This is a genomic window from Opitutaceae bacterium, assembly GCA_041395105.1.
In the GTDB taxonomy this organism is placed as follows: Bacteria; Verrucomicrobiota; Verrucomicrobiia; order Opitutales; family Opitutaceae; genus B12-G4.
Genome location: JAWLBB010000001.1, coordinates 1,206,926 through 1,233,036 on the forward strand (window position 1 = coordinate 1,206,926; position 26,111 = coordinate 1,233,036).

Below are 26,111 nucleotides of genomic sequence, written 5' to 3' on the forward strand. Positions count from 1 at the left end.
GAGATCCTAGAACTGGACCACACCCCCGGTCCCGGAGGAGTGGAATGCGTTCCGGGTGGTGGAGAGGGCGTTGACCACGTAGGTTCCCTCCGGAGCGTCGGCTGCGAACAATGTCTTGGGACTGGAAAGCGTCACATATCGTGCGGGCTGGTCGTTCTTGGCCATCACATCCATCGCGTATCGAGCTTCGGCACGGATGGGCGCGGGCTGGATCTCCGGCTCTGTGGTCCGGTAGGATGCGAGCTGGACGACCAGTTCCGGCAGGCTGGCGACAGCGGCGGTCTCGGCTTCCGCTGCGACCGGGCGCACGCGCACGGTCTCGTAGCGCCCGTTGGTGGTGTCGGCAAGCGGGGCCTGAGCCACGAAGCCGGGGCCACCGACGACGAAGTAGCCGGCGGCAACGGCGGCGGCGGCGGCGGTCAGCGGAGCGGACCGCCGGGCCAGTCGAACCAACAAACGACTTGCCCTCAGGTACCAGGGTTGGGCCTGGACGAGGGCGGAAAGCTGCTTCTGATGAAGCTCTCGCTCGAAGCGGTCCCAAAATTCACGCTCGGGACGCTCGTCCCGCTTCACATGAAGGAGCTTCTCGAGGGTTATCTGCTGAGATTTTGAATCTTTGCCTTCAACCATAACCGCTATTTCAGATAATCCTGCAGTTGGGACTGTAATTCCTGTTTGGCATAGTGCAGCCGGGACCGGACCGTCCCCTCGGAACAGCCCATGACCTCGGCGATTTCCTTGTGGCTGAGTTGATCGATTTCAAACAAAGTAACGACGGTCCTATGCTTGAAAGACAAACGCTGCAGTGCTTCGTTCAATTTTTCCTGCAGTTCCCTGCGCAAAGTATCGCGATCGGAGTGACTTTTTGACACTAATGCGTCGATGACTTCGGCGCTTTCGCCGTCTTCCTGAATCTTCTCGAAGCTGAGAAAACGGCGTAACTTGTTCTTCCTGAGGAAAGTAAGTGTGGTGTTGACCGCGATCCGGTAAAGCCAGGTGAAAAAGCTGGAGTTGGCTTTAAACCGGTTGATCGACTGGAAAGCCTTGATGAAGGTATCCTGGGTCAGATCGGAGGAATCCTCACGATTTCCGGTGAGATTGTAGATGACGGAAAAGATGCGTTCCCGATATTTCAGAATGAGGGAATCAAACGCGGCGACATCGCCACCCTGCACCCGGAGAACGATGGAAAGATCGCTGCTCGCCTCCTGCGCCCGCTCCGGGGAGACGTTGATCGTGCGATCGAGTGTTTTCGCGATGCTCATCGTTCGGGGGTTCAGATTATTCTACTGATCGGCTCAAGCAATAGCAAATGCAGCAACCCCCGGCCTATTCGGAGCGCAATGAGTCCAGTTGAACCCGGAGAATACCCGAAAAGCGAAGGAGCTCTCTTGCGGCGGGAAGGCGTTTGAACGGCTGGAGGAGGACTTCGGCCGCATGAATTTCGTTGCGGATGGTATGGCTCACCTCCTCAAAGACACCGAGTTCATCCATTTGTGCGACGCGTCTTCCAAAATGGCTGTTCTCGTTTCCCCTCAATTCCTTGAGCAGTGTTTGGGCATCCGATTGATCGAGCCGATCGAGAAGAACCAGGAGGGGAAGAGTACATTTGCCCTGGGCGAAATCAGTTCCGAGAGTCTTCCCGATGCGGGTTTCCGTCCCGAAGAAGTCAGCGAGGTCGTCATAAACCTGGTAGGCGACGCCCAGATGACGTCCGAAGCATCCGGCGGCCTCGGCAAAGCCGGGGGAGGAGTGGGCAAGGGTGGCGCCGAGGTGACAGGACAGGTGGAATAGCTCCGCGGTCTTGAGGTCAATGACGCGGTGATAGGCCTCGAGCGTCGGGCGGCCGTGCCGCTGTTCGAGCGTCTGCATGATCTCGCCCGCACAAACCTTCCGGGTCGAAAGAGAGACCTGGCGGCAGACCATCGTGGTCGGAAAGCCGGTTGCCATCTGGACGGCATGCGCGAAGAGGGCGTCTCCCAGCAGGACGGAGGTATGGGGGCCGAAACGCTTGGCTGCGGTTGAGCGGTTGCGGCGCAGGCTTGCTTCGTCCATGATATCGTCGTGGACGAGTGTGGCGAGGTGGACCATCTCGATGACGGCCGCCAGCTGGATCAAATCGGGGAAGGCCTCATCCGGGCACTGCCATCCGGCGAGGAACACAAGGGCCGGCCGGATCCGCTTGCCGCCGCTTTGCAGGCAGTAACTGACCAGTTCACGGATCTCCGGCTCAAATTGGGACACTTGTCCGGCCATGAAACGGTCAAGCCCGGAGAAATGAGGCTCAAGATTGGCGAAGAGAGCACTCAGGTCTTCGGGTCGGACTGTCGTTTGACTTGCCTTGTCACTGGCGAGCATGATGGTGGACGGATTTATACGCGTCTCGGAGGATTTTGCGACACATTAGGAGATCTTCATTGATGGAAGCATGGCAACCCTAAGTAGAAAAGCCCGGTCGGCAAGGCGGTTATATCGGCGGTCGACCCCATCGCCGATTCCGGCGGCGCACCCGGTCGACGGGTTCGGATCGGTCATCCGACGGGTCCTGTGTTCGAGCGGTCCTTTCACCGATGGCTCCTGAGAATCCATTGCTTCTTGTCGGGTTGTGCCTGCTGGTGCTCTGGCTGGGGCGCCTCTGGGTGGAGGATTGGCGACTTGCCTGTGCCGGTCGGCCCAATCCGAAACCTTTCCCCGGGGCGACGCCGGTTGCCTGGCCGGTGGTGGCGGTGGCGGTGCTGGGTGCCTTCATTCTCCTCGCGGTGGAGACCTGGGGCGAAGTGGCTCTCGGGGTGGCGGGTGAGCAGTCGACGGTCACCTGGCTCTTCGGGCTCTACACCCTGGCGGCCGCATTCGGTGAGGAATTGGTCTTTCGGGGATATCTGGTGGTGACCCGTCGGGGTCGGGTGGCGCTTTGGGCGAGTATCGTCGGTTTCTCACTGGTCTTCGCCCTGCTTCATCCCTTCCTCTGGACATGGTCGGAGGATGGACTGGCGTTGCATCTGGATCGGAAGGGTTTCTTCAGTAGCGGGGTGGTTTTTGCGGGCTCGCTCTGGTTTTACGCGGTGCGCTTCCTCGGGTCGAACCCCGAGCGTTCGCTCATCCCCTCGATTGCGGCGCATCTGGCCAAGAACCTCGGGGTGCTTGTCATCAAGTTCCAGCAGGGTTTTGTGGACGGCTGGTGGTAGGACTGGAGATCCGGGCGTCAGATCAGACGCATCCGGGGAAGGTCCTGTCCGTCGATGAGACCAACCGGACGGTTTTCGCCGTCAACGACGATGAGGTCGTCGATCGTCCTGACCTCAAAAACGCGGAGCGCATCGACCACGAGGCTGTCGTCGCGTACCGTAACCGGACTGCGGGTCATGTAATCCGAGACCTTCCTGTTCAGGAAATCGCCCCCTTGGACGGCGCATCGCCGGAAATCACCGTCGGTGAAAACCCCGTTCAGGGTTCCGTCCACTTCCGAGGTGAGCGCGATGCAGCCGGCTTTGGCTTTGGTCATGCTGAGGATGGCATCCTGGACCGTCCGGTCATCGGGAAGGCGCGGAAAGCGGTCTCCAGTCAGCATGACATCGGTCACCCGGAGAATGAGATTGCGTCCGATATTGCCGGCGGGATGAAAACGGGCGAAATCATCCCGGGTCAACCCCCGGTCTTCGAGCAGGACCATGGCCAGGGCGTCTCCGATCGCCATGGCAGCCACCGTGCTGGCGGTGGGGGCGAGTGAGAGGGGGCAGGCCTCGCGCGGCACCACATAGGCGAGGACATGATCGCAGGCACCGGCCAGGGTGGATTCCGGATGCGAGGTGATCGCCACGCTGGCCAGCCCGAAGCGTTTGATCAGTGGAACGAGCCGGAGGAGTTCCTCTGATTCGCCGCTGTTGCTGAGGAGGAGGCAGATATCGCCCTCCTGACAGAGACCAAGGTCGCCGTGCAGGGCATTGACCGGGTCGAGGAAGCAGGAGGGTGCCCCGATCGAGTTGAAGGTGCCGACGCATTTTCGTGCGATATGGGCGGATTTGCCGAGCCCGGAGAAGATCAGCTTGCGTCCGGCGTCCAGGACGTGGTTGAGGGCGCCGATGATCTCGGCGAAGTGATGATCAAGGGATCGCGCGGTTGCCTCAAGAGCGAGAGCTTCGGTCGTAATACAGTCCTTTCCGCGGCGGATGGCGGATGCGGGATCGAGCGGCATCCTGGCTTTTCTATCGGGATTCTTGCACATGGAAAGGAGTTTTCGTTGTCACCCGGCACGGGAAGCGCAAGGTTGGGGTCCATGCGATTTGTTCGAGAGAGCCCCACGGCGTGGGTGTTTCTGGTAATGCTCCTGCTGCTGGCGGGATGTCGCGACCGCAGTGGATTGGAAATCACTTCTGAAACGGATGAACCGCATTATCGCCGGGGAATCCAGATGTTGCGCTCGGGCCAGAACCAGGTGGCACTGGAGGCGTTCCTCAAGGTGATTGAGAAGCGAAACGGGGATGCGCCCGAGTCCCATCTGGAGGTCGGCCAGATCTACCTGAATCATATTCAAGACCCGATCGCCGCCATCTATCATTTTCGCAAGTACCTCGAATTGAGGCCGAACAGCCCGCAATCCCCGATGGTCCGGGAGTTGATCGACACCTCGAAGAAACAGTTTGCCCGTCAGCTTCCGGGCCAACCACTCGATGACTATTACCAGCACGCCGATCTCCTGGACCTCGTCGAGAGGCTTCAACTCGAGAACAAGCAGATGAAGGCGCAACTGGCGGCCATTCAGGCGGAACCGTTGCCATCGGCCGAGCCCCCGCGGACCACGACGGGCCCGGCCCTGCGATCCGGGACAACCCGTGCGGCCGAACCGGTCCGGGCGGCCCCGACAACTCCAACCCGCGCGGGCGGGACGCGTCACGTGGTGGCCCGGGGCGACACCCTCTATTCAATTTCCAAGCGTTATTATGGAAGTGGAAACCGCTGGCGTGAGATCTACACCGCAAACCGTTCGATCATGTCGTCAGAGACGGATCTCAAGGTGGGGTCGGAACTGATCATACCCTGAAGACGCAGCGGCCGGCTCCGGGAGATCCCCGTTCAGATTGGTTCGGCGAAGGATTCCAGGTCGGGTCTGAAGGCGCAGCCGAACGGGGCGTTGAGAACGCTGCGGGTGTGGACCCGACCCGCTGAAAGGGCGAGGCGGGCGGGCTGGCCGGGCTCGCGACGATAGAGATCGCCGTGGTGGCGGATCATGTCGGCCTGGAGGGTGTCTGGAAACGCAGCCAGTCCGGCGAAGTAGTGGTGACCGTTGCGCTCAATGCTGTCGATGCCGAGGGTGGCCTGGACGGCCAGGTCCTGGAGGAGGGCGACCGGGCCGATATTGGAGAGGTCCTCGCCGCTCATCATGAGATTCGTCCGACCTTGGAGAACGTGGAATCGGATGAGGCAACGATTGGCGATGCCCTTGAAGACGCCTTTACAGTTCTTGTGACTGGTGCCGGCGTAGCCGAGCTCGAGAGCCTTGGGCAGGCTGTCGAGAGCGGCGTCGGATTCATCGATGATGATCGGGCAGGGGGTGCCGTCCGGTCGGGCGGCTTCCCGGATCGGTTCCTCGAGGGCGATGGCCCGATGAAGGGGCTGCTCGATGAAGAGCATTCTTGAAAGCAGGCCGCCGAGCGCCGGATCCTTCCGGAGGTCCGTCCAGAAACCGGCAAAGGAGGCCCCGGTTCGAAAGCTCTCGTTCCCGTCGAGCGAGGCCCGGTAGTCCGGAGAAGCGGAGCGATCGAGGATCCGTGCGATTTCCCGGAGCCGGGGGATATCCCGGTCCGGATCGCCCTGCACCTTGATCTTGAAGTGGGTCAGCCCGTAGGCGCGGATGGAGGCCTCGAGTGACTGGGGGAGCCCGTCGGAAAGGCGCTCGCCGTCAGGGATGTCGGACTCGCGGAGCGGGTCGGACAAACCGACGGTATGACGGGCATGAACGGTCTCGGGAGGATGGTCCGGCAGGAATTCCCCCGGGCTGCGTTCTGTCAGTGGATTGTGGATACGACCGAGCTCGATCCCGAGCCGGTTCTCCCGGACGGCCCGGGGGAAGGGAATACCCTGCCCGCGACACCAGGCGTCCACCAGGGCCCGCTCGACCAGGGTGACGCCGAAATGGGCAAGAAGCGGGGGAATGCCGCGGGTCGGCGCCCAGGCAGCCTGTTCCCGGTAGAGTTCCATCCAGAACGCAAAGGGAGAAGCGGCCTTCCGGCCGGCCGCCAGTCCGATGGCGTGGCGGAGGACTTCGAGCATCTCATCGATTTCCTCCAGCGGATCCCTTTCGGGGTCCTTGGTGAACCATTTTGGCGGCAGGTGGTCCGCGCTTATACCGAGGCTTCGGCCCGAGGGGGTCTCCAGATGGAGCCGGAGGAACACGTGGGGGACATCCACCATGGTGGCGATTCCATAGCGGAAGGGCATCCGCGTCCGGAGTTGCTTCCGGAAGAGCTCGATCCTGTCGACCCGTATCATGAGGCGGTTGGAGTGAAGGACGCTTCGAAGGCGCGCATGGCCTGGATCTCGCGGGGCAGGTGGACCTCGGCCGGTTCCCAATTGATCCACTCGCCGCTCAGGTACCCCGAGCAACCATCGGTGATCAATGAGCGGAAGACGGTGGCCAGATCATATTCTCCGGCCCCAAAGGGGCGGAACTCCAGTGCGTCCGGGTTGTTCATCCCGTCGTAACCGTATTCTCGGGCGAGTCCGATCATCTGCCCGAGATCGGCCGTGGGGCAGGAAAAGGACATGAAGGCGAATTTCATCGAATTGGGTCGATCAGTGAACGGGTTGTTCCAGTCCGCCCCGGGCGGCAGAGGCATAGATGGAATCGGTGATCCGGGCGGCGGTCAGAGCATGGTTGAGCGGAGTCATTGGTGGGCACCCGTTCCGGATGGAATTCACAAAGTCGGTAACCGGTCCGGCGTGCATGGCCGCGTGGTCAACCGGCTCCTCCCCGATGATCTCCGTCTTAAGCGTGCCGTCGGCGTTCGCCGTCACCAGCGAGACCTCGATGTCCTTGTCGCCGATGCGGACGGTCAGGGTGCCCTGATCTCCGCTGAAGGACCAGTCGAAGACCCGCCGTCCCGGATGAAACTCGGCCCGCTCGTAATCGAGAACCGTGCCATTTGCGCCATGGATCTGGGCGATGACATGAGTCTCGGCATCGGACCCCGGGGCAATCCACCCGGCCCATGGCGCGGGCACGCCGAAGGTCCGGGCACATGCGGTTTCCGGGCTGAAGGACCATCCGAGGACCCCGAGGACGAAATCAAGGTCGTAGGAACCCCAATTGACGAGGATGCCGCCACCGTTCAATCGGCGGATCAGCCGCCACGGCGGCGGATTTTCCGGTCGAGTGGGGGCTGGCGGAAAGAGGGCCTGAACCCGGATGGTGCGGAGTCGGCCGATCCGGCCGTTTCGCAGGGCCTCCTGCACCAGGGGAGCCGTTCGGATGAAACGGAATCGGCACGAGCAACAGGCGGCGATCCGGTCCCCCTGGAGGGCGAGCAGTTCCCGGACCTCCCCGGCATTCATGGCGACCGGCTTCTCCAGGAGGAGATGCTTGCCCTGTTCGAGGACGCGGCGGGCGAGGGCGGCGCGAACCCCGGTGGGCACGGCCAGGATGATACCGTCGATGGCCGGATCTTCAATCAGTTCATCAGCTCGGGTGGTGAAGCGGTCGACGGCAAATGCCGCGGCTGCGTCGCGGGCGAGCGTCTCGTCGAGATCGGCCACGGCGGCCACACAGGCACCGTCGAGGGCACGGGCCGCTTCCAGGTGCTTGCGACCGATTACCCCGCATCCGACCAAGCCAAGCCGTATCATGGGGTCAGCGTCCGAGGTAAAGATCGCGGCCCCGGGTGAGGGCTTCGAGTTTCCGGTCGGCGATGGAACGCTTCAACATCCAGAATCCGCAATCCGGATGGACCCAGCGGATCCGCCCCTCTCCGGCCTTCTTTTCGGCGGCCTCGATGGCGGCGGCGATTTCGTCGGCTGTTTCGATGTGGTTGACCTTGATGTCGATCACCCCGATCCCGAGCGCGATCCCGGCATCGATATCCTTGAGCGCGTTCAGGTCGCTTTTCGGCCGGTGGGCCAGCTCAAGGACGAGGTGGTTGGTGTGGAGGCTGTTCAGGAAGGCGGTCAGTGCTTTCCAGGTGCCTCCCTGAATGGTCTGCCCTCCGTAGTTGCCGAAGCAGAAGTGAACCGCACGCTCGCCATCGAACGCATCGAGAACCCGGTTCATGGCGGCGGCCGCGAGGGGTCCGTCGGATGGATTGCCCGGGATGTTGGCCTCGTCCACCTGAAGACAGTCACAGGGCAGGCCGCGGACCTGTTCGGCCAGGACATCGGCGATTGCCATGGTCAGGGCCTCGAAGTCCCCGTAGTGGCGGTCGAGCAGGGTTCGGGAGAGCATGTAGGGGCTCGTCACAGTGAACTTGAAGGGCCCTCCGGCCACATCGGCGGCTCTCTGGCAATCGGCCAGAAGGTTGAGGCTGCCGCCTTCGAGCGGTCCCGTGACCACGCCCGCGGGCTTCCGGCGAAATCCCATCGACTGCTTCCTGGTGAATTCCTCGGTATGGCTGCGACCGACCTCGGACATGACGCCTTCCATCGGTCGGATGAAGTACTCGATCATCCCATTGGTGTCGGGATGGTTGGTATCGAATCGATAGAGTTCGCCGTCAGTCGGCAGATCGACGCCGGTCTGTCGCTGCGTGTCGAAGACCACTCGGGTCGCATCGATCACGGCCTGCTCGCTGGGAAGAGCGGAAAGCCACTCCGGGACAGGATAGGATCCGACCGTTGTGGTCAGGATTCGGTTCTTGGAGGGAAGGCGGAGGTTTTTCTTCTTCATAAAGGGTCGGGGCGTTCAGGGTCCCGAGCATTCAGGTGTGGTCTTCGGAGGGCAAGCCGTCAGTCGCGGGATCGGAGCGCGGTTTCGCGTCCGTAAACAGACCGTGAATCAGCCCTTCAGGGCAGGCATGGGATTTTTCCTGATTGAAAATCAGGGTTTTCTTGCTACGGTGGAAGATCTGCAAGGCGCGTTGATTTCTTATTAGGGGAGGTATCATCGCGATTTGCTTTGCTGATGTTCGAACGAGACGGGGCGCCTTTTCGAGGGCGCCCCGTCGAGTTTTCCGGAGATCACGGTTTTTCCGTCGTCCCGGGTGCGTTTCCAAGCGAGCCGATGAGCACCGGCCAGACATTGTCTGCGACGATCGCATGTCCGTCGGGATTGGGGTGGATGCCGTCCGGCAGATTCAGTTCGGGCTCTCCCCCCACGCCTTCCAGCAGGAAGGGAATGAGTGCGACACCTGATTCGCGGGCGATTTCGGGAAAGATCTCCCGAAAGGCGGCGGTGAAGGTTGCTCCCATATTGGGTGGTGACTCCATCCCGGCCAGAATAAGGCGGGCCTTCGGGTAGCGTTCGTGGACCTTCCGGAGAATCCCTTCAAGGTTGCGGCGGCTTTCGTCTATCGGGATGCCCCGGAGGCCGTCGTTGCCGCCGAGCGCGAGGACAAAGACATCGATCGGCCGGCGGAGGAACCAGTCAATCCGCCGCAGACCGGCGGCAGTGGTCTCCCCGCTCAATCCGCCGTTGACGACCCGGTGTGGATATCCGGCTGCATGGAGCCGCGCCTCAATCAGCGCCGGATAGGCCTGGTCGGGATCCACGCCGTAGCCGGCGGTCAGGCTGTCGCCGAAAAAGAGGATGGCGGGAGCCGCCTCGTCTGCCCTCAGGTTGGGGACAATGACGAGGACGGCGTTGATAATGATGAAGAATAGGGGATGGTGGATCGTCATTCCGAACAGGGATGCGTTTTTTCAAGAGATGAATTCCATACTGAATGTCGAGTCGGTGACCAAAGTTTACCGTTCAGGCGGGCGGGACCTGGTCGTGCTGGAGGGGATCGATTTTGCCGTGGAGGCCGGTTCCTCCTGTGCCATCGTGGGTCCGTCCGGCAGCGGGAAGACCACCCTTCTGGGCATCTGTGCCGGGTTGGATGATCCCAGCGCCGGCGCGGTTTTGCTGGACGGTGTCTCCCTGGGCGGACTGAACGAGGATGGCCGGGCCGCCCTGCGCAACCGATCTGTTGGTTTCGTTTTTCAGAGCTTTCATCTCATCCCCACCTTGACTGCGCTGGAAAACGTGATGGTGCCTTTGGAACTCCGCGGTGAAGGTGGCGCGGCTGGTCGTGCCCGTGCCCTCCTGGGCGAAGTGGGACTGGGCGACCGCTGCGGTCACTTCCCGGTTCAATTGTCGGGCGGTGAGCAGCAACGGGTGGCTCTGGCGCGCGCCTTCATCAACCGCCCCCGCATCCTCTTTGCCGATGAACCGACCGGCAATCTTGATGGGGAAACGGCCGAGCGGGTGACGGAATTGCTCTTTCGTCTCAATGCGGAAGCCGGGACGACCCTGATCCTTGTCACCCACGATTTTGAGCTGGCCGGTCGGACCGACCGGACGATCCGGCTGCGCAACGGGCGGATGGAGGGTCCGCCGGCGGGATGAAGCGGCTCTGGTGGATCGCCATCATGGCCTGGCGCGATACCCGTTCATCGCGGCGGCACCTCCTCCTCTATGCCTTTGCCATCGTGCTTGGGGTGGCGGCCCTCGTCTCCATCGCCTCGTTTGGGGAGAATCTGCGCCGTGCGCTCGAGGACCAGTCGCGGGCCTTGCTGGGAGCCGACCTGGTTGTCTCTTCCAGCGATCCCTTCGATGCGGAGGACGAGGCGGTTTTCACCGCTCTCGGCGGGGAACAGGCCCGCGAGATCGCGTTCTCGTCGATGATCCTCTTCCCCGAAACCGGTCAGTCCCGATTGGTGTCGGTTCATGCGGTGGAAAAGGGTTTCCCGTTCTATGGAGTTCTGAAAACCGATCCGGAATCCGCTGCGGAAGCCTTCCGGATCGGACCCCGGGTGGTGGCGGAGGAGAGTCTGCTCCTGCAGTTCGGGGTGGGCCGCGGGAGCGAGGTGCAACTGGGTACCGGGCGGTTCCGGATCGAAGGCGCCGTCTTGAGCGTGCCGGGGGAATCTCCCGGGGCCGGGCTGGTTGCGCCCCGGGTTTTCCTTCCCCTCGATCTATTGGAACAGACCGATCTTTTGCGCAAGGGAAGCCGGGTGACTTACCGGGTCCATTTTCGTTTTGATGATGGACTGGTCATGGCGGATCGGCTGCAACCCTGGTGGCCGCGCTTGAAGGAATTGGAGTTGTCCACGCGCACGGTCAGCGACCGTCAACGCAGTCTGGGTCGATCCTATGACAACCTGAACCGCTTCCTGGAGTTGATCGGCATCGTCGCGCTCCTGTTGGGTTGTGTCGGGGTGGCCAGCGGGATCCATGTCTTTATCCGGGAAAAGCTGACCTCGGTGGCGGTCCTCCGTTGTCTGGGTGCGCCCGCTCGACTGACGGTCGCGGTCCACCTCGTCCAGGCGGCGGGGATCGGGTTGACCGGGGCGCTCCTCGGGGCGGCCCTGGCCGGGGTGGTTCTGCGGATCCTTCCCGGGGTGGTCGGAGAATTCCTGGTCGTTGAGGTTGCCGGTGGCCTTTCCGGTTCGGCGGTCCTGCAGGGTCTGCTGGTCGGCGTCGGCATGACCGTGCTCTTCGCACTCTTTCCCCTGCTCCAGGTCCGCCGGGTTTCCCCCCTTCTCGCATTGAGGGCTTCCGTCGAGCCGACGCGGCGCTTCTGGCGGGATCCGGTTTCCCTGTTCCTCGCCCTGGTCCTTCTGGCCGGGGTTTGCGGCTTCATCCTTCTGCGGGTGGAGCGGTTGCGGCATGGCGCGGCCTTCTCCGTGGGAATCCTCGTCACCTTCGGCCTGCTCACCCTGGTCGGCTGGTTGCTGATGAAGGCGGCCCGTCATCTCGTGCCGCGGCGGGCACCCTACGTCGTCCGGCAGGGACTCGCCAATCTCCACCGGCCCAATAACCGGACCCTGCTGGTCATCCTGGCCCTGGGTCTCGGCACCTTTCTCGTGACCACCCTGAGCCTCCTCCAGGGAATGCTGGTCGGACAGATCGATGGCACCGTGGCCGAAGACGAGTCGAACATGATTCTCTTCGACATCCAGCCGGATCAGCGTGACGGAGTGGCCGGGTTGCTTGAGGCAAACCGGGCGCCCCTGATCGAGGAGGCACCCGTGGTGACGATGCGGCTGACCGCGATCAACGGCCGAACGGTCGATGAAATCCGCAAGGACCGGGAGCGCGGGGTGCCGCGCTGGGTGCTCTACCGTGAATACCGATCGACCTTCCGCTCCTCCCTCAGCCCGACCGAGAAGCTTGTATCCGGAGAATGGATTCAGGAGTGGACGGGGGATCCGGTCTCGGAGCCGGTTCCGATCTCGCTGGAGGCCGGCATCGCCGAGGATATGAAGGTGGGTCTCGGCGACCGGCTGGACTTCGATCTTCAGGGGGTTCCGGTCGGGTGTGTCGTCAGGAGTCTGCGGGAGGTCGACTGGAAACGGGTCCGCCCGAATTTCTTCGTCGTCTTCCCGGTCGGCCCGATCGATGCCGCGCCCTGGTTCATGATCATGTCGACCCGGGTGGCGGACAGCCGGGCATCGGCCGACCTCCAGCGTCAACTGGTCGAGACCTACCCCAATGTTTCGGCCATCGACCTCCGGCTCATCCTCGAGACGGTCAACGGCATCCTGGAGAAGATGTCCCTTGTCTTCCGGGTCCTTTCGCTTTTCACCGTCGCGACCGGCCTCATCGTCCTGGCGGGCTCGGTCCTGGCCGGGCGGTTTCAGCGGTTGCGGGAAAACGTGCTGCTGCGGACTCTGGGAGCCTCCCGCCGGCAGGTTGGGTGGATCGAGGTGGCGGAATACGCCCTGCTCGGCCTGTTGGCCGCCGGCACCGGCTCGATGCTGGCCTGGTTTGGCGCATGGGCCGTCGGCCGCTTCGTCTTTGACCTGGGGGGCCTTCCCGGGCTCGGACCGGCTCTCGCCGCCTGCGGGATCGTGCCGGCGCTGACCGTGCTGATCGGCTGGCTGACCGGGATCCGTTCCCTCAATCACCCTCCGCTGGAAGTCCTGAGGGGAGAGTGAGACGGGGAAGGTGCGAAGCCTCCGGCTTCCATGTGGACCTGTTGTATCCGGAGATCAACAAACCGCAGGATTCCAGTATCGCGCCCCGCCGAGGGGCATGATCCTGGTTCTGTCCCGAACCCCTTTGCGGTCGGCCGGGGCCTACGGACCCGCCGTCGAAGAGCATCGATGGCGCGCCCAGCGGTCACGCCCTACCGCCAGATCGGTCACATCAGCCAGCGTGACCGCCGGGCGCGCCGTTCCCGGTTGCTGCGGTCTATCGCGGAAATGAAAACATTACGTAGTATACTACGTTTGGTTTTTGATTGAAAAACCCTACGGTTCATGCTACGGTTTGTTCGGTGTGGCCGTCGCGCTCCGCCACGGTTCCGATGGTCCGGGCCGTCCGTCGGGGGCACCGCCCTGGAATGTCTTCCCGGTGACGTCGGCTGCCTAATCCGGCAATCCCGGCGCCACCGCCAGCCATTTTGTCCGCATGCGCAGGAGGGAGGGATCGGGGTCGTAATCCTCGAGTCGATCGATGGGCGCCCAGGCGACTTCGTGGGATTCCTCGCTCACGACCAGGGATTGGTCTCCGGTCAGCCGGAAGGCGTAACGAATGTCGTAATGGTGGTGGGCGGGGGTCGTTCCGTGTCCGGGAATGGGATGGATATCCAGGTCGAAGGGCAGCGGCCCGCAACGGACCAGATCGGAGAGGCCGGTTTCTTCGAGGACTTCGCGACGGGCGCTCAGCTCGGTTTCGGCGCACCCGTCGACATGTCCGCCGGGCTGGAGCCAGCGGTCGAGTTTGCGATGATGCACCAGCAGGACCATGGACCGGGTTGAGTCGACAACCCAGGCCGAGGCGGTGACATGACCGACCTGGAGGGAGCGTTCCAGGCAGTCGGGGTGGGCCTTGACGAATCGGATGAAGCGTTCACGAATGGCCGGGTCGTCCGGGTGGGTGGGTTCGCAGGACTGGAGAAGCTCGAGCAGGGGCATGGAGTGCGGGTGGTGCGGTGGGGGCAGAGGAGGATCAGGTTCCGTCCCGAGACTCAATCCTCAAAGAGATTGTCGAATTCGAGCTGGATGGCGGTCGGTGCCGCCGGTCCGGGTTCGGCGAAGCGCACGCCGACTCCGAGCAGGCGGACGGGTTGTCCGCTGCGGCCAAAACCCTCGGCCAGAAGGTGGGCGAAAGTGTCGAGGGTGGGTTCGAGACCGGTTCGCTCCACGGTTGTCCGGCTGAAGTCGGCGAACTTGAGTTTGACGAATGCCTTGGCGACCGGTGGCCCGTCCCGGTGGTGGCGGAGGTCGTCGAGCAGCTCCTCAACCATCGGTTCAAGGCGGGTCTGACATTCCCCGAGGGTCTCCAGGTCGACCCGGAAGGTCCTTTCAGTGCTGAGGGACTTGCGTTCACGGTTGGTTTCGACCTCCCGATCGTCCCGGCCGCGACAGAGGTCATAGAGCTCGGTTCCGAACCGGCCGAAGAGCTGTTGCAGTTCGAGGGCCGTCATCTGCTGCATCTCGCCGCAAGTGGTGATGCCCAGTGATTGGAGCCGGGCGGCGGCGACCGGACCGATCCCCCAGACGCGTCTGACCGGGAGGGTCTGCATGAAGGCGGCGACATCCTCCGGCCGGATTTCATGCTGGCCGTTGGGTTTGTTCCAGTCGCTGGCAATCTTGGCGAGGAGCTTGTTCGTGGCTATTCCGGCGGAAGCGGTCAGGCCGGTGGTCCGGTAGATTCTCCGGCGGAGCTCTCCGGCCACTTCGGCGGCGGGACGAGGGAGGTGGGAGACATCGAGATAGGCCTCGTCGAGGGAAAGCGGCTCGATCAGTGAGGTGTAATCCTGCATCAGCGAACGGACCCGGCGGGATTCGTAGCGGTAGGCGTCGAAACGGACAGGGACAACGATCAGGTGGGGGCATTTCTGCAGTGCCATGAACGTCGGCATGGCCGAACGGACTCCAAAGGCCCGGGCTTCGTAATTGCAGGTCGTCAGCACGCCCCGGCGATCGCGGTCTCCCCCCACTGCTACCGGATGACCGCGAAGCTCGGGATGGTCGCGGACCTCGATAGCCGCGTAGAAACAGTCCATATCGAGGTGGATGATCTTGCGCATTCGGTCTGGTCGGCCTTTGCAGGATGACACGGCGGACCGGTGCCGATCAAGTCCGCGGACGGGCCGGCGTTGCGAGGTTTCAGACGGATTGAGGCGCCTGGGTCGGGTCGACCAGACCGATCAGGGCGGTGTAGAGCTCGGCCACCTGGTGTTCGAGAGAATGTTCCCGGTTGTGAGCCCTGGTCACTTCCCTCTCAATCGCGATGAATCCGTCGACCTCGCCGGTTTGGTTTCGCAGCGGGGTGATCCGCAGGGACACCCAGTAGGGCCTTCCATCCTGGTGGTAGTTGAGCAGTTCGGCGTTGACCGGGCGCCGTTCGCGAATGGCGGATCGGACCCGTGCCACCGTTTCCGGATCGGTCTCGGGACCCTGTAGAAAGGAACCGGGCTTGCGGTTCCTGACCGCGGAGCGGGAATGGCCGCAGAGGTCGTGAAAGGCCTGGTTGGTCCAGGTGATGCGGCCCTCGGCATCGGTCAGGACGACCGTGTCGGGCAGGTTTTCTGCGACTTCCCTGAAAGCAGTTCGCTCCAGTATGGAGGTTGTCTCCGGATGAGGGGTTCGGGTAGAACAGCTGGGATGGTAACCTTGACCCGACCGGGCTGCAACAATTTCCGAACCTTTTCGGCCGTCTTCCGGTGAACGGAGAGATTCCCTGTCATGTTGTCAAAGGCTTCGGTTCAGAAACTACGCGGTTATTCCCGCAAGAAGCTGCGGGTGGCGGAGGGACGTTGCCTGGTCGAAGGCTGGCGCTCGCTCGAGGCCGCGTTGGATGCGGGTATAGCCATCGAGTGGCTGCTGGAAACCGGGGGGCGGACGATCGAGGCAGACCGGGTGGGCCTGCTCGAGCGGCTGCGTGAACGGGCGGTCAGGGTGGAGGTTGCTTCGAGTGCGCAGATGCGCCAGATCACCCATTCGGTGACGCCCCCCGAGTTGGCGGGGTTGGTGTCCTGGTCGCCTCGTGGCCCCGTGGAGTTGGGCACCGGGATAACGACTGGTGCGGTTTCCTGCGGGGTGAGCGGACCGCTCGTCGTGGTGGTTGCGGACGGGGTGGGTGATCCGGGAAACCTGGGCACGCTTATCCGGACGGCCGACTGGTTCGGAGCAGCCGGTTTCTTCGCAGGTCCGGGATCGGTGGAGTTGACCAACCCGAAGGTGGTTCAGGCAACCATGGGGTCGCTCTTCCAGCTTCCTGTCGGAACGGGTGACTCGACGGTCGATTTCATCGAAGCCCTGCGGGTGGATGGATTTTCCGTGGCCAGCCTCGAACTGGGAGGAGCGACGGATGTTCGGTCGATCAACTGGCCGGACAAGCTGGTCCTGGTGGTGGGAAATGAGGCTCGCGGCGTGTCGCCTGAGGTCCGCGCGAGGGCTGACTTTCGGGCCATGATTCCCCGCTTTGGCCATGCGGAGTCCCTCAACGCCGCCGCTTCGGTTGCCGTCGTGCTGGGTCAGATCAGGTTGGGCGGTAGGTCCGGATAGCTGAAACCGGCCTGGAGCCGCGGATTGAAGGAACCCGACAGATCATCGGTTGGTCAGACAAATTGCGGGCTCGGCGGCGTTACAGGGGCAGTCGACGCAAATGACCAATGGCTGATCCCTACAGAAACGGAACCTGGAAGAGCTGGTTTGACGCCTACGGGTCGAAGCTGGTGCTTTATGCCCGCCAGTGGGTGCAGACGCCGGCGGATGCCGAGGACGTGGTTCAGGACGGGTTTGTCCGCTTCTGGAAATCCGACGCACGAAAGGACGTCGACGCCGTGGCGCTTCTTTACGCTTCCGTACGACGGGCCGGCCTGGACCATCTGCGCAAGAACCGCAGGAGGAGCGCCCGCGAGGAACGCTCCCAGGTCGGCGAGGATACCTGCCTTCCGGCGTCCAAGACCGGCCTCGAGGAGCGGGAGCGGGCGGATGCCGTGGAGACCGCACTCCGGGGTCTGCCCGGGGATCAGCGCGAGGTGGTCGTCCTGAAGATCTGGGGGGAACTCACCTTTCAGCAGATTGCCACCGCCATGGAGATACCTGCCAATACGGCGGCATCCCGCTACCGCTATGCCCTGACCGCCCTGCGGAAAAATCTGAACTCCGATGTCATTACCTGATCTGGACTCCGAACTTGAAGCCCAACTTCGAAGGCTTCGTCCGCCACCGGTCAGCCCTCGCCTGGAGGCGGAGATCGCGCGACGGCTGGGGCCAGTCCGCCGGTTCCCGCGTCGTCCCGGGCGCCTGGTCACCCTGGTCGCGCCCTTGGCCGCGGCCGCGGCGGTGTGGCTTTTCATGCCCCCCGATCGTTTGCCGGTGGAAGAGGCCGCGATGGGCGATCCTGCTCCGGCCGGCGACGTTTCGAAGCCCGAACCGGGAATCTTTTTGCCTGTTCGCGCCTTCAACCGTCTTTACGATGCCCGATATGTGGGGGTTGTGACCGGACCGGACGGCCAGCCTGCCCGGCAGGTTGTCTATCGCTATCTCGACACCGTGACCTGGCAGAATGATTCCACCCGGGCGACCTTCGAGATGACCGTGCCTCGGGACGAGGTCTACTTTATCGATACACCGCAAATCTGAAGACCCTGGATTAATCATGAGAACATACAAACGAACAGTCGCGGCGATCCTCGGCAGCGGGATCGTCATTACCTGGGGGCTGGCCAACGAGGATGGGGACCGGAATTCCAGCGCCTCCACCTCCTTTGATTCCAGCGCCTCAACGTCGGTCAACGCCACCGCGACTCACGACCCGGTTCCGACCGAACCGGTAACCTTCCTGGGTGTCGAAGTCCGGGAGGTCGACCCTGTCCTGGTCGACCATCTCGACCTCGACGAGGGTGTCGGACTGGTGGTGGAGCGGGTGACCGACGACAGCCCGGCCTCACGGGCCGGTCTTCAGGAGAACGATATCCTGGTGAAGATGGGCGACCAGTTGCTCATCACCCCACGTCAGTTCACCGTCCTTGTGCGCCGCGAGAGACCGGACGCTGAGGTGGCATTTGAAATCCTCCGCAAAGGCAAGCGGTCGACGATTCGGGCTGCGCTTGAGACCCGTGAGGTGCCCATCCGAAGGGCTTTCGACTGGATCCAGGGTACTCGTCTGCCGGTCTTCGACCTGCCGCTTCCGCCGGTGCCGCCTGAAGCCGGGCACTTCGAGGATATCATTAACGACGAGCTTGTTCCTTTTGAGAGCGGCGCAGGCCGCAGGATCGTCGCGATCGATCCGAGGCGGAAGATGGTCTTCAGGGACAGAGCGGGTACAGTGGAGGTGGAGATCGACGGCCCCGAGAGAGTCGTCGTGATCAAGGACGATCAGGGAAACGTGGTTTACCAAGGCGATGGTTCGCCCGACCATCACCTGCCGCCGGAGGTCAAAGCCCGTATGGAAAAACTGGATGTGCGGGTGGAGGGTGATCTGGATCGTTTGCCGCACCCGCCGATCATCGACGTGATCAAGAACCCCGCGGCCCCGACAATCTGACCCGGTCCACGGGGGACGCGTCGCCTTCTCCAGGCGATCTGGGGGATTCTCGCACCCGCCTGGCGGCAAGAAAACAGAACGGGGCGGACCCGTGTGAGTCCGCCCCGTTTGGTTTTCTGGTTTCAAGTCCCTAGCCGGCCTGCGGTGCGCGGGCGCGGATGCGGGGAGTCCGGACTCGGGTCAGCCGACCGAAGAGGCCGGCGACTGATGAACGGACCCGTGTTAGCAGGGTGTTCTCGGACGATTCTTCCGTGCGGACGGTGCGCTCTTCCCGATCAGGGGCCTGCAGGTCGGTTGCCTGGTAGGCCATGAACAGGGAGGCTCCGCCGTGATGGCTCGGAAAAACCGCCTGTATGAACGTAGTCTTCTGTTTCATTGTCAGTAAGAGGATCGACCGGCATGCGATCGGATCCTCTGCGCTGACAACGAATCAGAAGGAGGGGGAAGCTGGCCGATGAATCAGGCCAGGTCAAGTCCGGTCTTTTCCATGGCGGTCAGATCCTGACCGGAGGCTTTCACCTGCTGGAGGACCTGCTCCGGGCTCTTGGCGCCGGGGATGACGGAGGTGACAGCCGGGTGATGGAGCACGCCGACGAGGGCGGCCTCCGTCCAGGTTCGGTTCTCGGCCAGGGCGGCATACGACTTCATGGCTTCGAGCTTGCGAAGATAGCCTGCCCGGCCTTCGCCCTCGTTCCAGCCGGAACGCACGGAATCCGTAAAGACCGAATCGGAGTCGTATTTTCCGGTCAGGATGCCCTGGGCGAGGGGACCGCGGATCAGGGTGGCGATGCGATGCTCCAGACAATAGGGAAGAAGGTCCTTCTCCGGCGATCGGTTGAGCAGGCTGTAGTCGAGTTGACAGCTGGTGCATTGGCCTTCGCGGTTGAAGCGCTCGAGCACATCGAGACGATTGGTCGAGATGCCGTAAGCACGGATTTTGCCCGCCCGGGTCAGGCGTTCGAAGGCTTCGAGGAAGACGTCAGGTTCCCCGAGGTCTCCGATATGGCATTGGTAGAGGTCGATCACATCGGTCTTCAGGCGATAAAGACTGGCGTCGCAGCAGGCCACGACGTGCAGCGGGTGGGTGTAGCCGAAGGGGTGGCCGAGGCGCCGTGCCCAGTTGCCAACCTTGGTGGCGATGACGACCTCGTCGCGGACGCTGGACAGGGCTTCGCCGACGATGCTCTCGCTGGTGCCCGGTTCGAGCCCATAGGCGTCGGCGGTGTCGAAGAAATTGATTCCCTGCTCGAGGGCGGTCCTCACGGTCTTGAGCGCAGTGCCTCGGTCGACCTCCCCATACTGACCTCCAAGCCCCCAGCAGCCCAGGCCGATTTCACTGATCTTCCATCCGGTTCTGGCAATCGCACGAGTTTTCATACTCGCACCCATCCCATGACCCATTCGTGAGATGGCAAACCATTCCCGTCCTTTTGTGGGGAACTGCGCTCCGGAGCGGGTTCCTGACGGGTGGACGGGATCCGTGCAATCCGTTGTTTGCGGTTTGCGGTTGGCCGAAATTGGGTCAAGCTGATGGGATGATCGACCTAATCCGAAAGACATTTCTGGCGGGCGTGGGCGCTGTGGTCATGACGCGCGAGAAGATCGAGGAATCGATGGCCGACCTGGTCGAAAAGGGCAAGATTTCGGCCAAGGACGCCAGGGAGGTGGCTGAAAAACTCGCGGCTGACGGCAAGCGCGAGTTTGAGACGGTCTCCGATGACGTGCAGAAGCGGGTCAAGGAGATGCTCGAGCAGATGGGCGTGGGGCAAAAGGACAAGATCGGGGATCTGGAGAAGCGTCTGCTCGCTCTCGAAATCGAGGTCCAGAACCTGACCCACAAGGTCAAATCGCTGTAACGGGCGCGTGAAGCCCTTCGAGCTGTTTTCCAACGCGGTCCGGGCCAAGGAGATCGCGGCCGTTCTGGTGCGGAACGGCTTCGCCGATCTTCTGCAGCGCGCCAACCCGCCTCCGTGGTTGCTTCACCTGCTGGACTCCAGTCCGCGTCCCCGTCGCAGTATCTGGGAGCGGGTCCGCATCGTGGCGGAAGAACTGGGGCCGACTTCGGTCAAGCTCGGACAAATGATGAGCATGCGTCCGGACCTCTTTCCGGAAGAATTGGTCCATGAACTGCGCAAGCTGCAGGATGCGGTCCGGGCGGAGCCCTTTGAGGTCATGGGACCGGTCCTCGAGGAGGACCTGGGCATGCCGATCGATGAATTCTTCTCCGAATTTGACCGCACCCCGGTGGCGAGTGCCTCGATCGGTCAGGTCTACCGTGCGCGGATGCGATCCAGCGGGGTGGAAGTGGCGGTCAAGGTGCAGCGGCCGTCCATCGCCCGGCGGATCGAGGCGGATTTCGACATCCTTTACTGGTTTGCCGAGAAGGTGCACGAGGGCGTGGCGGACCTCAAACCCTACGACCTCCCGGGCATCCTCCAGGAGCTGCGCCGTGCGGTCAACCGCGAGCTCGATTACCGCAACGAGGCACGCAACGCGCTCTTCTTTAATATCCAAAATCCGGATACCGAGCATGTCTTCGCCCCGAGAGTCTACGAGGATTACTCGACCGAAACGATCCTCATCACCGAGTGGGTGGACGGGGTCCGGATCGAGGATCTGCCCGTCCCCTCGGAGCTGGCCTCGTCCATCGCCCTGCACGGTGCGCATTCACTCTTCAACCAGGTCCTCATCCAGGGTTTCTTTCACGCCGATCCGCATGCGGGGAATCTCAAGGTCACGCGTGACGGGCGGCTCTGCTTTCTCGACTGGGGCCAGGCCGGCCAGCTGACCCGGCAGATGCGGTTCGACCTGATCGACCTCTTCGGTGCTTTCCTCAAGGGCGATGCGGAGCAGGTTGCGCGGATCGCCGCCGACCTGCCGCGATCGAGCGGCCGCTTCAATCGCTCGGCCATCGAGAAGGAGATCATGTTTGCCATCCGGGAAAACTTCAATCCCGAGACGGGCAAGGGGCAGGTCGGCCGGGCCCTTCTGCGGATGTTCCACATCTTCGGCCAGAACGGGATTGCGGTGGGCCGGGACTACTCGCTCATGGCCAAGGCGATCCTCTCGATCGAGGAAGCCGGTTTGACTCTCGAGCCAGGCTTCAGTTTCAACCGGGTCTTTCAGCCGGTGCTGGCGGACGTCCATCGGGAGCGTCGCCGGCCGTTCGGCGTGCTCAAGGGGCTTCAACGCTCCTTCATGGTCGGGCTGACCCGGATGCAGGACATCCCGGCCGAGTTGCACCGCATCCTCAAGCGGATTGAGTCGGATGACATCACGGTCAATTTCCAGCATCGAGGGCTCGAGGACCTGGATGAAGCGCTCAATGAGGCTTCGAACAAAATCACGCTCGGGGTGATCCTGGCCGCCCTGCTGGTCGCTTCCTCCCTCATCATCACGACCGGGATCAAACCCCTGCTCTTCGGCTACCCGGCGCTCGGAATGGTCGGTTACCTCCTGTCCGCCATCGTGGGAATCTGGACGGTTTACGACATTCTGCGCAGCGGAAAGAAGCGCTGAAATCCGGGCGCTAGACCACGCCGTAGGCCTTGACCGCCTCGGCCACCCGGAGGAAACCGGCCACGTTGGCTCCGAAGGCGTAATCCTCCTTGCGGTGGTAGCGCAGGGCCACCCGGGCGCAGTCGTTGTGGATGGAAGCCATGATCTTCTTGAGTTGCTGGTCGACCGTGCGGAAAGTCCACTGTTCCTGGGAGGCGTTCTGGCGCATCTCGAGGGCGGAGACGGCCACGCCGCCGGCATTGGCGGCCTTGGCCGGTCCATAGAGCATGCCGGCCTTTCGGAAGACCTCGATCGCGTCCGGGGTGGAGGGCATATTGGCTCCCTCAGCCACCAGTTGGCACTTATGCCCGGCCAGGGCTTCGGCATCCTTCTGGTTGAGCTCGTTCTGGGTGGCGCAGGGGAAGGCCATGTCGCAGGGGATTTCCCAGATGCGGGCGTCCGGTCGAAACTCGGCCCGGGGGCGACGCTTGACGTATTCGCTGATCCGCAGGCGTTCGATCTCCTTGACTGCCTTGAGGATGTCGAAATCGATCCCGTCGGGATCGTAGGCGACGCCGCTCGAGTCGGAGCAGGCGACCACTCTGGCCCCGAGATCGTTCAGTTTCCGGATGCAGTAGAGGGCGACATTGCCCGAGCCGGAAACCAGGCAGGTCTTGCCCTCGATTTTCTGATTCCGGGTCTTGAGCATCTCTGCGGCAAAGTAAACGGTGCCGAAACCGGTGGCCTCCTTGCGGCCGAGCGATCCGCCCAGGCCCGGTTCCTTTCCGGTGAGGACGCCCGGTTCGAACCGGTTGGTCAGTTTCTTGTATTGGCCGAACAGATATCCGATTTCCCTTGAGCCGACCCCGATGTCGCCGGCCGGGACATCGGTCTGGAAGCCGACGTAGCGGAAGAGCTCGCTCATGAAGGCCTGGCAGAAGCGCATGATCTCACAGTCGGACTTTCCCTTGGGATCGAAGTCCGCGCCGCCCTTGCCCCCACCGATGGAGAGCCCCGTCAGGCTGTTCTTGAATATCTGCTCAAAGGCGAGGAACTTGATCGTCCCGAGATCGACGGAGGGGTGAAAGCGGAGTCCGCCCTTGTAGGGTCCGAGGGCGCTGCTGAAGCCGAGCCGATAGCCGCGATTGACCTGGATGTCCCCGTTGTCGTCCTGCCAGGCCACCCGGAAAATGATCTGCCGCTCCGGCTCGGTCAGGCGTTCCAGGATGGCGGTCTCCTCGATCTCGGGGTGTTCGGCCAGCACCGGTTCGAGTGAAGCGAGCACTTCGTGGACAGCCTGAAGGAAAAGAGGCTCCTGTGGGTTTCGTTTCCTGACGGTTTTGAAGACACTGGAGAGATAGCCTTTCATGGGATTACCTGGGGAAATTTCGCCGGCTTATGGAAGAAAGAATGGAGGTTCCGGATGCTGATTGGCAGGGAATAGTACGGCTCACTCGCTGTCGTCAGGCCAGTTGAAGCACCGGCATGACCGCACCGTCGGGTGCGACCGTGGCGAGGCTGTAGGCACGGTTCCCTGAAGTCCTCAATTCGGAAAAAGTCCGGTCGACCGCCTCCAGGCTGTTGCAGTCCCGGCTGAGGTGGGCGAGGAAGACGTGTTTCCAGGCGGGGTCGGGACAATCCCGGAGCAGGTCGCGGGCGGCCTCGTTGGAAAGGTGGCCGTGGCGTCCGGTGATTCTCTGTTTGACCGACCATGGCCGGCGGGTGTCGGCCTTGAGCATCTCGAGATCGTGATTGGATTCGAGAACGAGAATGTCGGCCTGGCGGATCCGCTCGCGGACCAGCTCGGTGGCGTAGCCGAGATCGGTCAGCCAGGCGATGCTCTGCACCGGACCGAAGAGATCCCCGTTGCCATGGCTGAAAAGGTAGCCGACTGGATCGTGGGCATCGTGGGGAACGGAAAAGCTCTCGATGGTGAGGTCTTGAAAGGTGAAGCGGGAACCGGTTTCGAAGACCCGCCAGTCCGGTCTGGCCTTGAGTTTGGGGCTGATCGCATGGGCGGTGCCTCGATTGGCGAAAACGGGTAGGGAACGCTTGCGACAGAGACCGCTCAGACCGGTCGTGTGGTCGCCATGCTCGTGGGTCAGGAAGACGGCGTCGATGGACTCGATCGATTCACCGGTCTCGGCGAGGAGGGCGGCGATGCGCCGCGCAGAAAAGCCCGCGTCGATGAGGATGCGGGTATTCTCGGTCGCGATGAAGGCGCAGTTGCCGGAACTGCTGCTGCCGAGGATACTGAATCGAAAAGGCATTGCCCGCTGACAAAACAAAGTCCAGCCGGCCAGGCAACGGAAAACGGGGAGTCCGGGCATCCCTTTCACAGTCTGGGACGAAGGATTGGGGCGGTCTCCGGGACAAAGTCCCTTCCGCGATGTCGCATTGACCGCTCCCTGATCCTGGGTATTAGTCTCTTCTTTCATGCCTTCCCGCGCACCTCAGTCCGTATCGGTCGACCATGGCCCCAGCCGTTCCCTGGAAGGGACGGTCGTGGTGACCCGGCGCGCCCATTTCAATGCCGCGCACCGGCTGGAAAACACGGAGCGGTCGGAACGGTGGAACCGCAAGACTTTCGGGCCCTGCAACCACCCGAACTGGCACGGGCACAATTACGTTCTGGAAGTCTCCGTGATCGGCCGTCCACACCCGTCGACCGGCTACGTGATTGATCTGGGCGAGTTGAAGGCGATCATCGAGCGCGAGATCACCGACAAGTGCGATCACCGCAATCTCAACCTCGATGTCGATTTTCTCCGGGGGATCATCCCCTCAGCCGAGAATCTGGCCATCGCCTTCTGGAACCAGCTTGAGCCGCAGATCCGCCAGGGCCGTCTGCACCGCGTCTGTCTCTGGGAAACCGAACGCAACCGGGCGGAATACTCCGGCCCTCACAACCCTCCAAACTGAAGAAACTCGGCTGCGAGCCGATCAGCCGAAGCGGTTATCGTCACCAACCGCGTTTGTTGAAACGAAAAACGATCGATGAAAAAGAAGCAAAAAACAATGTACCTCCACCAGACCGCCGGTGGGGCTCCGCAGCCGATCAAGCGCGCCTACGACGACGATTTCAAGGTGTCCGAATCCTATCGGGACGGATTGCCGGATATGAACGACGCGGTCGATTCGATCCAGGGCGCCCATGTGCCGATCCAGCAGGTCGGGGTATCGAATTTCAGACTCCCGCTCAAGTTTGCGGTGAAGGGTGGGGAGCCGGTTGTCCTGGAAACCAGCGTATCGGGTACGGTTTCCCTGGAGGCCAATCTCAAGGGGATCAACATGTCGCGGATCATGCGGTCCTTTTATGACTACAGGGAGAGGCTCTTTACCCCGGATACGGTCAAGGTCATCCTGACGGCCTATATCCGGAAAGTGGACGCCTTTGACGCGCGAATCCGGCTGAGTTTTTCTTATCCCATTCTGCAGAAGAGTCTGCGCAGCGAGAATCAGGGCTACCAGTATTATGACGCCGTCTTTGAGGGAGTGATGAGTCGCGACGGATCCTTTCGCCGCTTCATCCATCTGGACTTCGTCTATTCCTCGGCCTGTCCCTGTTCGGCGGAACTGGCTGAGCACGCCCGCGATACCCGGGGAGTTTACAGCATTCCACACAGCCAGCGCAGCAAAGCGCGGATCTCCGTCGAGATTGCGGAAGGTCGCAAGCTGGCGATCGAAGACCTCCAGAAGCATTGCCTGAAGGCCCTGCGGACCGAGACGCAGGTGATCGTCAAACGGGAGGATGAACAGGCCTTTGCCGAAATGAACGGTGCCTATATCAAGTTCGTCGAGGACGCCGCCCGCCTGGTTTATGAGCAGTTGGCGGCCGATTCGCGGATTCGCGATTTCCAGGTCGCCTGTTCCCACCTGGAGTCCCTCCATTCCCATGACGCGGTCTCGGTCATCTGTCGAGGGGTCCCGGGCGGATTCAAGGCGGACTTCACCGATTTTCAATCGTTGGTCTGCTGACGGC

At 62.4% G+C, this 26,111-nt stretch carries 29 protein-coding genes; 12 read left to right on the plus strand and 17 right to left on the minus strand.

Annotation, left to right across the window (positions count from 1 at the left end; all coding sequences use genetic code 11):
- Positions 1-6 precede the first annotated feature (6 nt).
- The 3 genes from R3F07_04690 to R3F07_04700 all read right to left on the minus strand — a co-directional run bounded on the left by R3F07_04690 (position 7) and on the right by R3F07_04700 (position 2,358).
- Positions 7-630 (minus strand): hypothetical protein, encoded by a 624-nt coding sequence (locus R3F07_04690; GenBank protein ID MEZ5275659.1) that lies wholly within the window; start codon positions 628-630, stop codon positions 7-9.
- A gap of 5 nt (positions 631-635) precedes the next feature.
- On the minus strand, positions 636-1,265 hold the full coding sequence (locus tag R3F07_04695) for a sigma-70 family RNA polymerase sigma factor (protein ID MEZ5275660.1): 630 nt from the start codon (positions 1,263-1,265) through the stop codon (positions 636-638).
- 64 nt (positions 1,266-1,329) lie between these two features.
- Entirely contained in the window at positions 1,330-2,358 is a 1,029-nt protein-coding gene (locus tag R3F07_04700; GenBank protein ID MEZ5275661.1) for a polyprenyl synthetase family protein, read from the minus strand.
- A gap of 212 nt (positions 2,359-2,570) precedes the next feature.
- On the opposite strand from R3F07_04700, the gene R3F07_04705 reads away from it, so the two are divergent.
- The gene (locus tag R3F07_04705) at positions 2,571-3,185 is read left to right on the plus strand and encodes a CPBP family intramembrane glutamic endopeptidase (GenBank protein ID MEZ5275662.1); all 615 of its coding nucleotides are present in this window, start codon (positions 2,571-2,573) and stop codon (positions 3,183-3,185) included.
- Positions 3,186-3,202: 17 nt separating this feature from the next.
- On the opposite strand, the gene R3F07_04710 is transcribed toward R3F07_04705, so the two are convergent.
- Positions 3,203-4,192, minus strand: a complete 990-nt coding sequence (locus R3F07_04710) for a KpsF/GutQ family sugar-phosphate isomerase (protein MEZ5275663.1) — start codon at positions 4,190-4,192, stop codon at positions 3,203-3,205.
- A gap of 81 nt (positions 4,193-4,273) precedes the next feature.
- Here R3F07_04710 and R3F07_04715 point away from each other — a divergent pair, with 81 nt between their 5' ends.
- Positions 4,274-5,038 (plus strand): LysM peptidoglycan-binding domain-containing protein, encoded by a 765-nt coding sequence (locus tag R3F07_04715; GenBank protein ID MEZ5275664.1) that lies wholly within the window; start codon positions 4,274-4,276, stop codon positions 5,036-5,038.
- A 32-nt stretch (positions 5,039-5,070) separates the two neighbouring features.
- Here R3F07_04715 and R3F07_04720 read toward each other — a convergent pair whose 3' ends face one another.
- The 6 genes from R3F07_04720 to R3F07_04745 all read right to left on the minus strand — a co-directional run bounded on the left by R3F07_04720 (position 5,071) and on the right by R3F07_04745 (position 9,822).
- Positions 5,071-6,486: a hypothetical protein gene (locus tag R3F07_04720; protein ID MEZ5275665.1), complete on the minus strand. Its 1,416-nt coding sequence runs from the start codon at positions 6,484-6,486 to the stop codon at positions 5,071-5,073.
- Positions 6,483-6,776: a hypothetical protein gene (locus tag R3F07_04725; GenBank protein MEZ5275666.1), complete on the minus strand. Its 294-nt coding sequence runs from the start codon at positions 6,774-6,776 to the stop codon at positions 6,483-6,485. The genes R3F07_04720 and R3F07_04725 overlap by 4 nt, the downstream gene beginning before the upstream one ends.
- Before the next feature lie 13 nt (positions 6,777-6,789).
- A complete protein-coding gene (locus R3F07_04730) occupies positions 6,790-7,839 on the minus strand; it encodes a Gfo/Idh/MocA family oxidoreductase (protein ID MEZ5275667.1) in 1,050 nt (349 codons plus the stop codon).
- Between the two features lie 4 nt (positions 7,840-7,843).
- Positions 7,844-8,872 carry a cobalamin-independent methionine synthase II family protein gene (locus R3F07_04735; GenBank protein ID MEZ5275668.1) on the minus strand — a complete coding sequence of 343 codons (1,029 nt, stop codon included), beginning with the start codon at positions 8,870-8,872 and terminating at the stop codon, positions 7,844-7,846.
- A 31-nt stretch (positions 8,873-8,903) separates the two neighbouring features.
- On the minus strand, positions 8,904-9,089 hold the full coding sequence (locus R3F07_04740) for a hypothetical protein (GenBank protein ID MEZ5275669.1): 186 nt from the start codon (positions 9,087-9,089) through the stop codon (positions 8,904-8,906).
- A 73-nt stretch (positions 9,090-9,162) separates the two neighbouring features.
- On the minus strand, positions 9,163-9,822 hold the full coding sequence (locus tag R3F07_04745; GenBank protein MEZ5275670.1) for an arylesterase: 660 nt from the start codon (positions 9,820-9,822) through the stop codon (positions 9,163-9,165).
- 28 nt (positions 9,823-9,850) lie between these two features.
- Between R3F07_04745 and R3F07_04750 the strand changes: the two genes are divergently transcribed.
- The gene (locus tag R3F07_04750; protein ID MEZ5275671.1) at positions 9,851-10,531 is read left to right on the plus strand and encodes an ABC transporter ATP-binding protein; all 681 of its coding nucleotides are present in this window, start codon (positions 9,851-9,853) and stop codon (positions 10,529-10,531) included.
- Positions 10,528-13,065: an FtsX-like permease family protein gene (locus R3F07_04755; protein MEZ5275672.1), complete on the plus strand. Its 2,538-nt coding sequence runs from the start codon at positions 10,528-10,530 to the stop codon at positions 13,063-13,065. The genes R3F07_04750 and R3F07_04755 overlap by 4 nt, the downstream gene beginning before the upstream one ends.
- Before the next feature lie 432 nt (positions 13,066-13,497).
- Here R3F07_04755 and R3F07_04760 read toward each other — a convergent pair whose 3' ends face one another.
- The 3 genes from R3F07_04760 to R3F07_04770 all read right to left on the minus strand — a co-directional run bounded on the left by R3F07_04760 (position 13,498) and on the right by R3F07_04770 (position 15,774).
- Complete coding sequence (locus tag R3F07_04760; GenBank protein MEZ5275673.1) at positions 13,498-14,046, minus strand: NUDIX hydrolase; 549 nt, start codon at positions 14,044-14,046, stop codon at positions 13,498-13,500.
- A gap of 53 nt (positions 14,047-14,099) precedes the next feature.
- Complete coding sequence (gene dinB, locus R3F07_04765) at positions 14,100-15,164, minus strand: DNA polymerase IV (GenBank protein ID MEZ5275674.1); 1,065 nt, start codon at positions 15,162-15,164, stop codon at positions 14,100-14,102.
- Positions 15,165-15,243: 79 nt separating this feature from the next.
- Entirely contained in the window at positions 15,244-15,774 is a 531-nt protein-coding gene (locus R3F07_04770; GenBank protein MEZ5275675.1) for a PAS domain S-box protein, read from the minus strand.
- 48 nt (positions 15,775-15,822) lie between these two features.
- On the opposite strand from R3F07_04770, the gene R3F07_04775 reads away from it, so the two are divergent.
- The 4 genes from R3F07_04775 (at position 15,823) to R3F07_04790 (ending at position 18,631) form a co-directional block, all read left to right on the plus strand.
- Positions 15,823-16,644: an RNA methyltransferase gene (locus R3F07_04775; protein MEZ5275676.1), complete on the plus strand. Its 822-nt coding sequence runs from the start codon at positions 15,823-15,825 to the stop codon at positions 16,642-16,644.
- Positions 16,645-16,751: 107 nt separating this feature from the next.
- Positions 16,752-17,264 carry a sigma-70 family RNA polymerase sigma factor gene (locus R3F07_04780; protein ID MEZ5275677.1) on the plus strand — a complete coding sequence of 171 codons (513 nt, stop codon included), beginning with the start codon at positions 16,752-16,754 and terminating at the stop codon, positions 17,262-17,264.
- Complete coding sequence (locus R3F07_04785; GenBank protein ID MEZ5275678.1) at positions 17,251-17,727, plus strand: hypothetical protein; 477 nt, start codon at positions 17,251-17,253, stop codon at positions 17,725-17,727. The genes R3F07_04780 and R3F07_04785 overlap by 14 nt, the downstream gene beginning before the upstream one ends.
- A 16-nt stretch (positions 17,728-17,743) precedes the next feature.
- Positions 17,744-18,631: a PDZ domain-containing protein gene (locus tag R3F07_04790; protein MEZ5275679.1), complete on the plus strand. Its 888-nt coding sequence runs from the start codon at positions 17,744-17,746 to the stop codon at positions 18,629-18,631.
- A 130-nt stretch (positions 18,632-18,761) separates the two neighbouring features.
- Here the strand turns inward: R3F07_04790 and R3F07_04795 are convergent, their stop codons facing one another.
- Both R3F07_04795 and R3F07_04800 read right to left on the minus strand, forming a co-directional pair.
- Entirely contained in the window at positions 18,762-19,007 is a 246-nt protein-coding gene (locus R3F07_04795) for a hypothetical protein (GenBank protein ID MEZ5275680.1), read from the minus strand.
- An 83-nt stretch (positions 19,008-19,090) separates the two neighbouring features.
- Entirely contained in the window at positions 19,091-20,008 is a 918-nt protein-coding gene (locus R3F07_04800; GenBank protein ID MEZ5275681.1) for an aldo/keto reductase, read from the minus strand.
- A 158-nt stretch (positions 20,009-20,166) separates the two neighbouring features.
- Here R3F07_04800 and R3F07_04805 point away from each other — a divergent pair, with 158 nt between their 5' ends.
- Positions 20,167-20,487 carry a hypothetical protein gene (locus tag R3F07_04805; protein ID MEZ5275682.1) on the plus strand — a complete coding sequence of 107 codons (321 nt, stop codon included), beginning with the start codon at positions 20,167-20,169 and terminating at the stop codon, positions 20,485-20,487.
- Between the two features lie 7 nt (positions 20,488-20,494).
- Positions 20,495-22,150, plus strand: coding sequence for an AarF/UbiB family protein (locus R3F07_04810; GenBank protein MEZ5275683.1), 1,656 nt, complete (start codon positions 20,495-20,497; stop codon positions 22,148-22,150).
- Between the two features lie 10 nt (positions 22,151-22,160).
- Here R3F07_04810 and gdhA read toward each other — a convergent pair whose 3' ends face one another.
- Both gdhA and R3F07_04820 read right to left on the minus strand, forming a co-directional pair.
- Positions 22,161-23,498: an NADP-specific glutamate dehydrogenase gene (gene gdhA / locus R3F07_04815; protein ID MEZ5275684.1), complete on the minus strand. Its 1,338-nt coding sequence runs from the start codon at positions 23,496-23,498 to the stop codon at positions 22,161-22,163.
- Positions 23,499-23,592: 94 nt separating this feature from the next.
- Positions 23,593-24,399: an MBL fold metallo-hydrolase gene (locus tag R3F07_04820; GenBank protein ID MEZ5275685.1), complete on the minus strand. Its 807-nt coding sequence runs from the start codon at positions 24,397-24,399 to the stop codon at positions 23,593-23,595.
- Between the two features lie 166 nt (positions 24,400-24,565).
- On the opposite strand from R3F07_04820, the gene R3F07_04825 reads away from it, so the two are divergent.
- Positions 24,566-25,051 carry a 6-carboxytetrahydropterin synthase gene (locus tag R3F07_04825; protein ID MEZ5275686.1) on the plus strand — a complete coding sequence of 162 codons (486 nt, stop codon included), beginning with the start codon at positions 24,566-24,568 and terminating at the stop codon, positions 25,049-25,051.
- A gap of 75 nt (positions 25,052-25,126) precedes the next feature.
- Positions 25,127-26,107, plus strand: coding sequence for a GTP cyclohydrolase FolE2 (gene folE2 / locus R3F07_04830; GenBank protein MEZ5275687.1), 981 nt, complete (start codon positions 25,127-25,129; stop codon positions 26,105-26,107).
- Positions 26,108-26,111 lie beyond the last annotated feature (4 nt).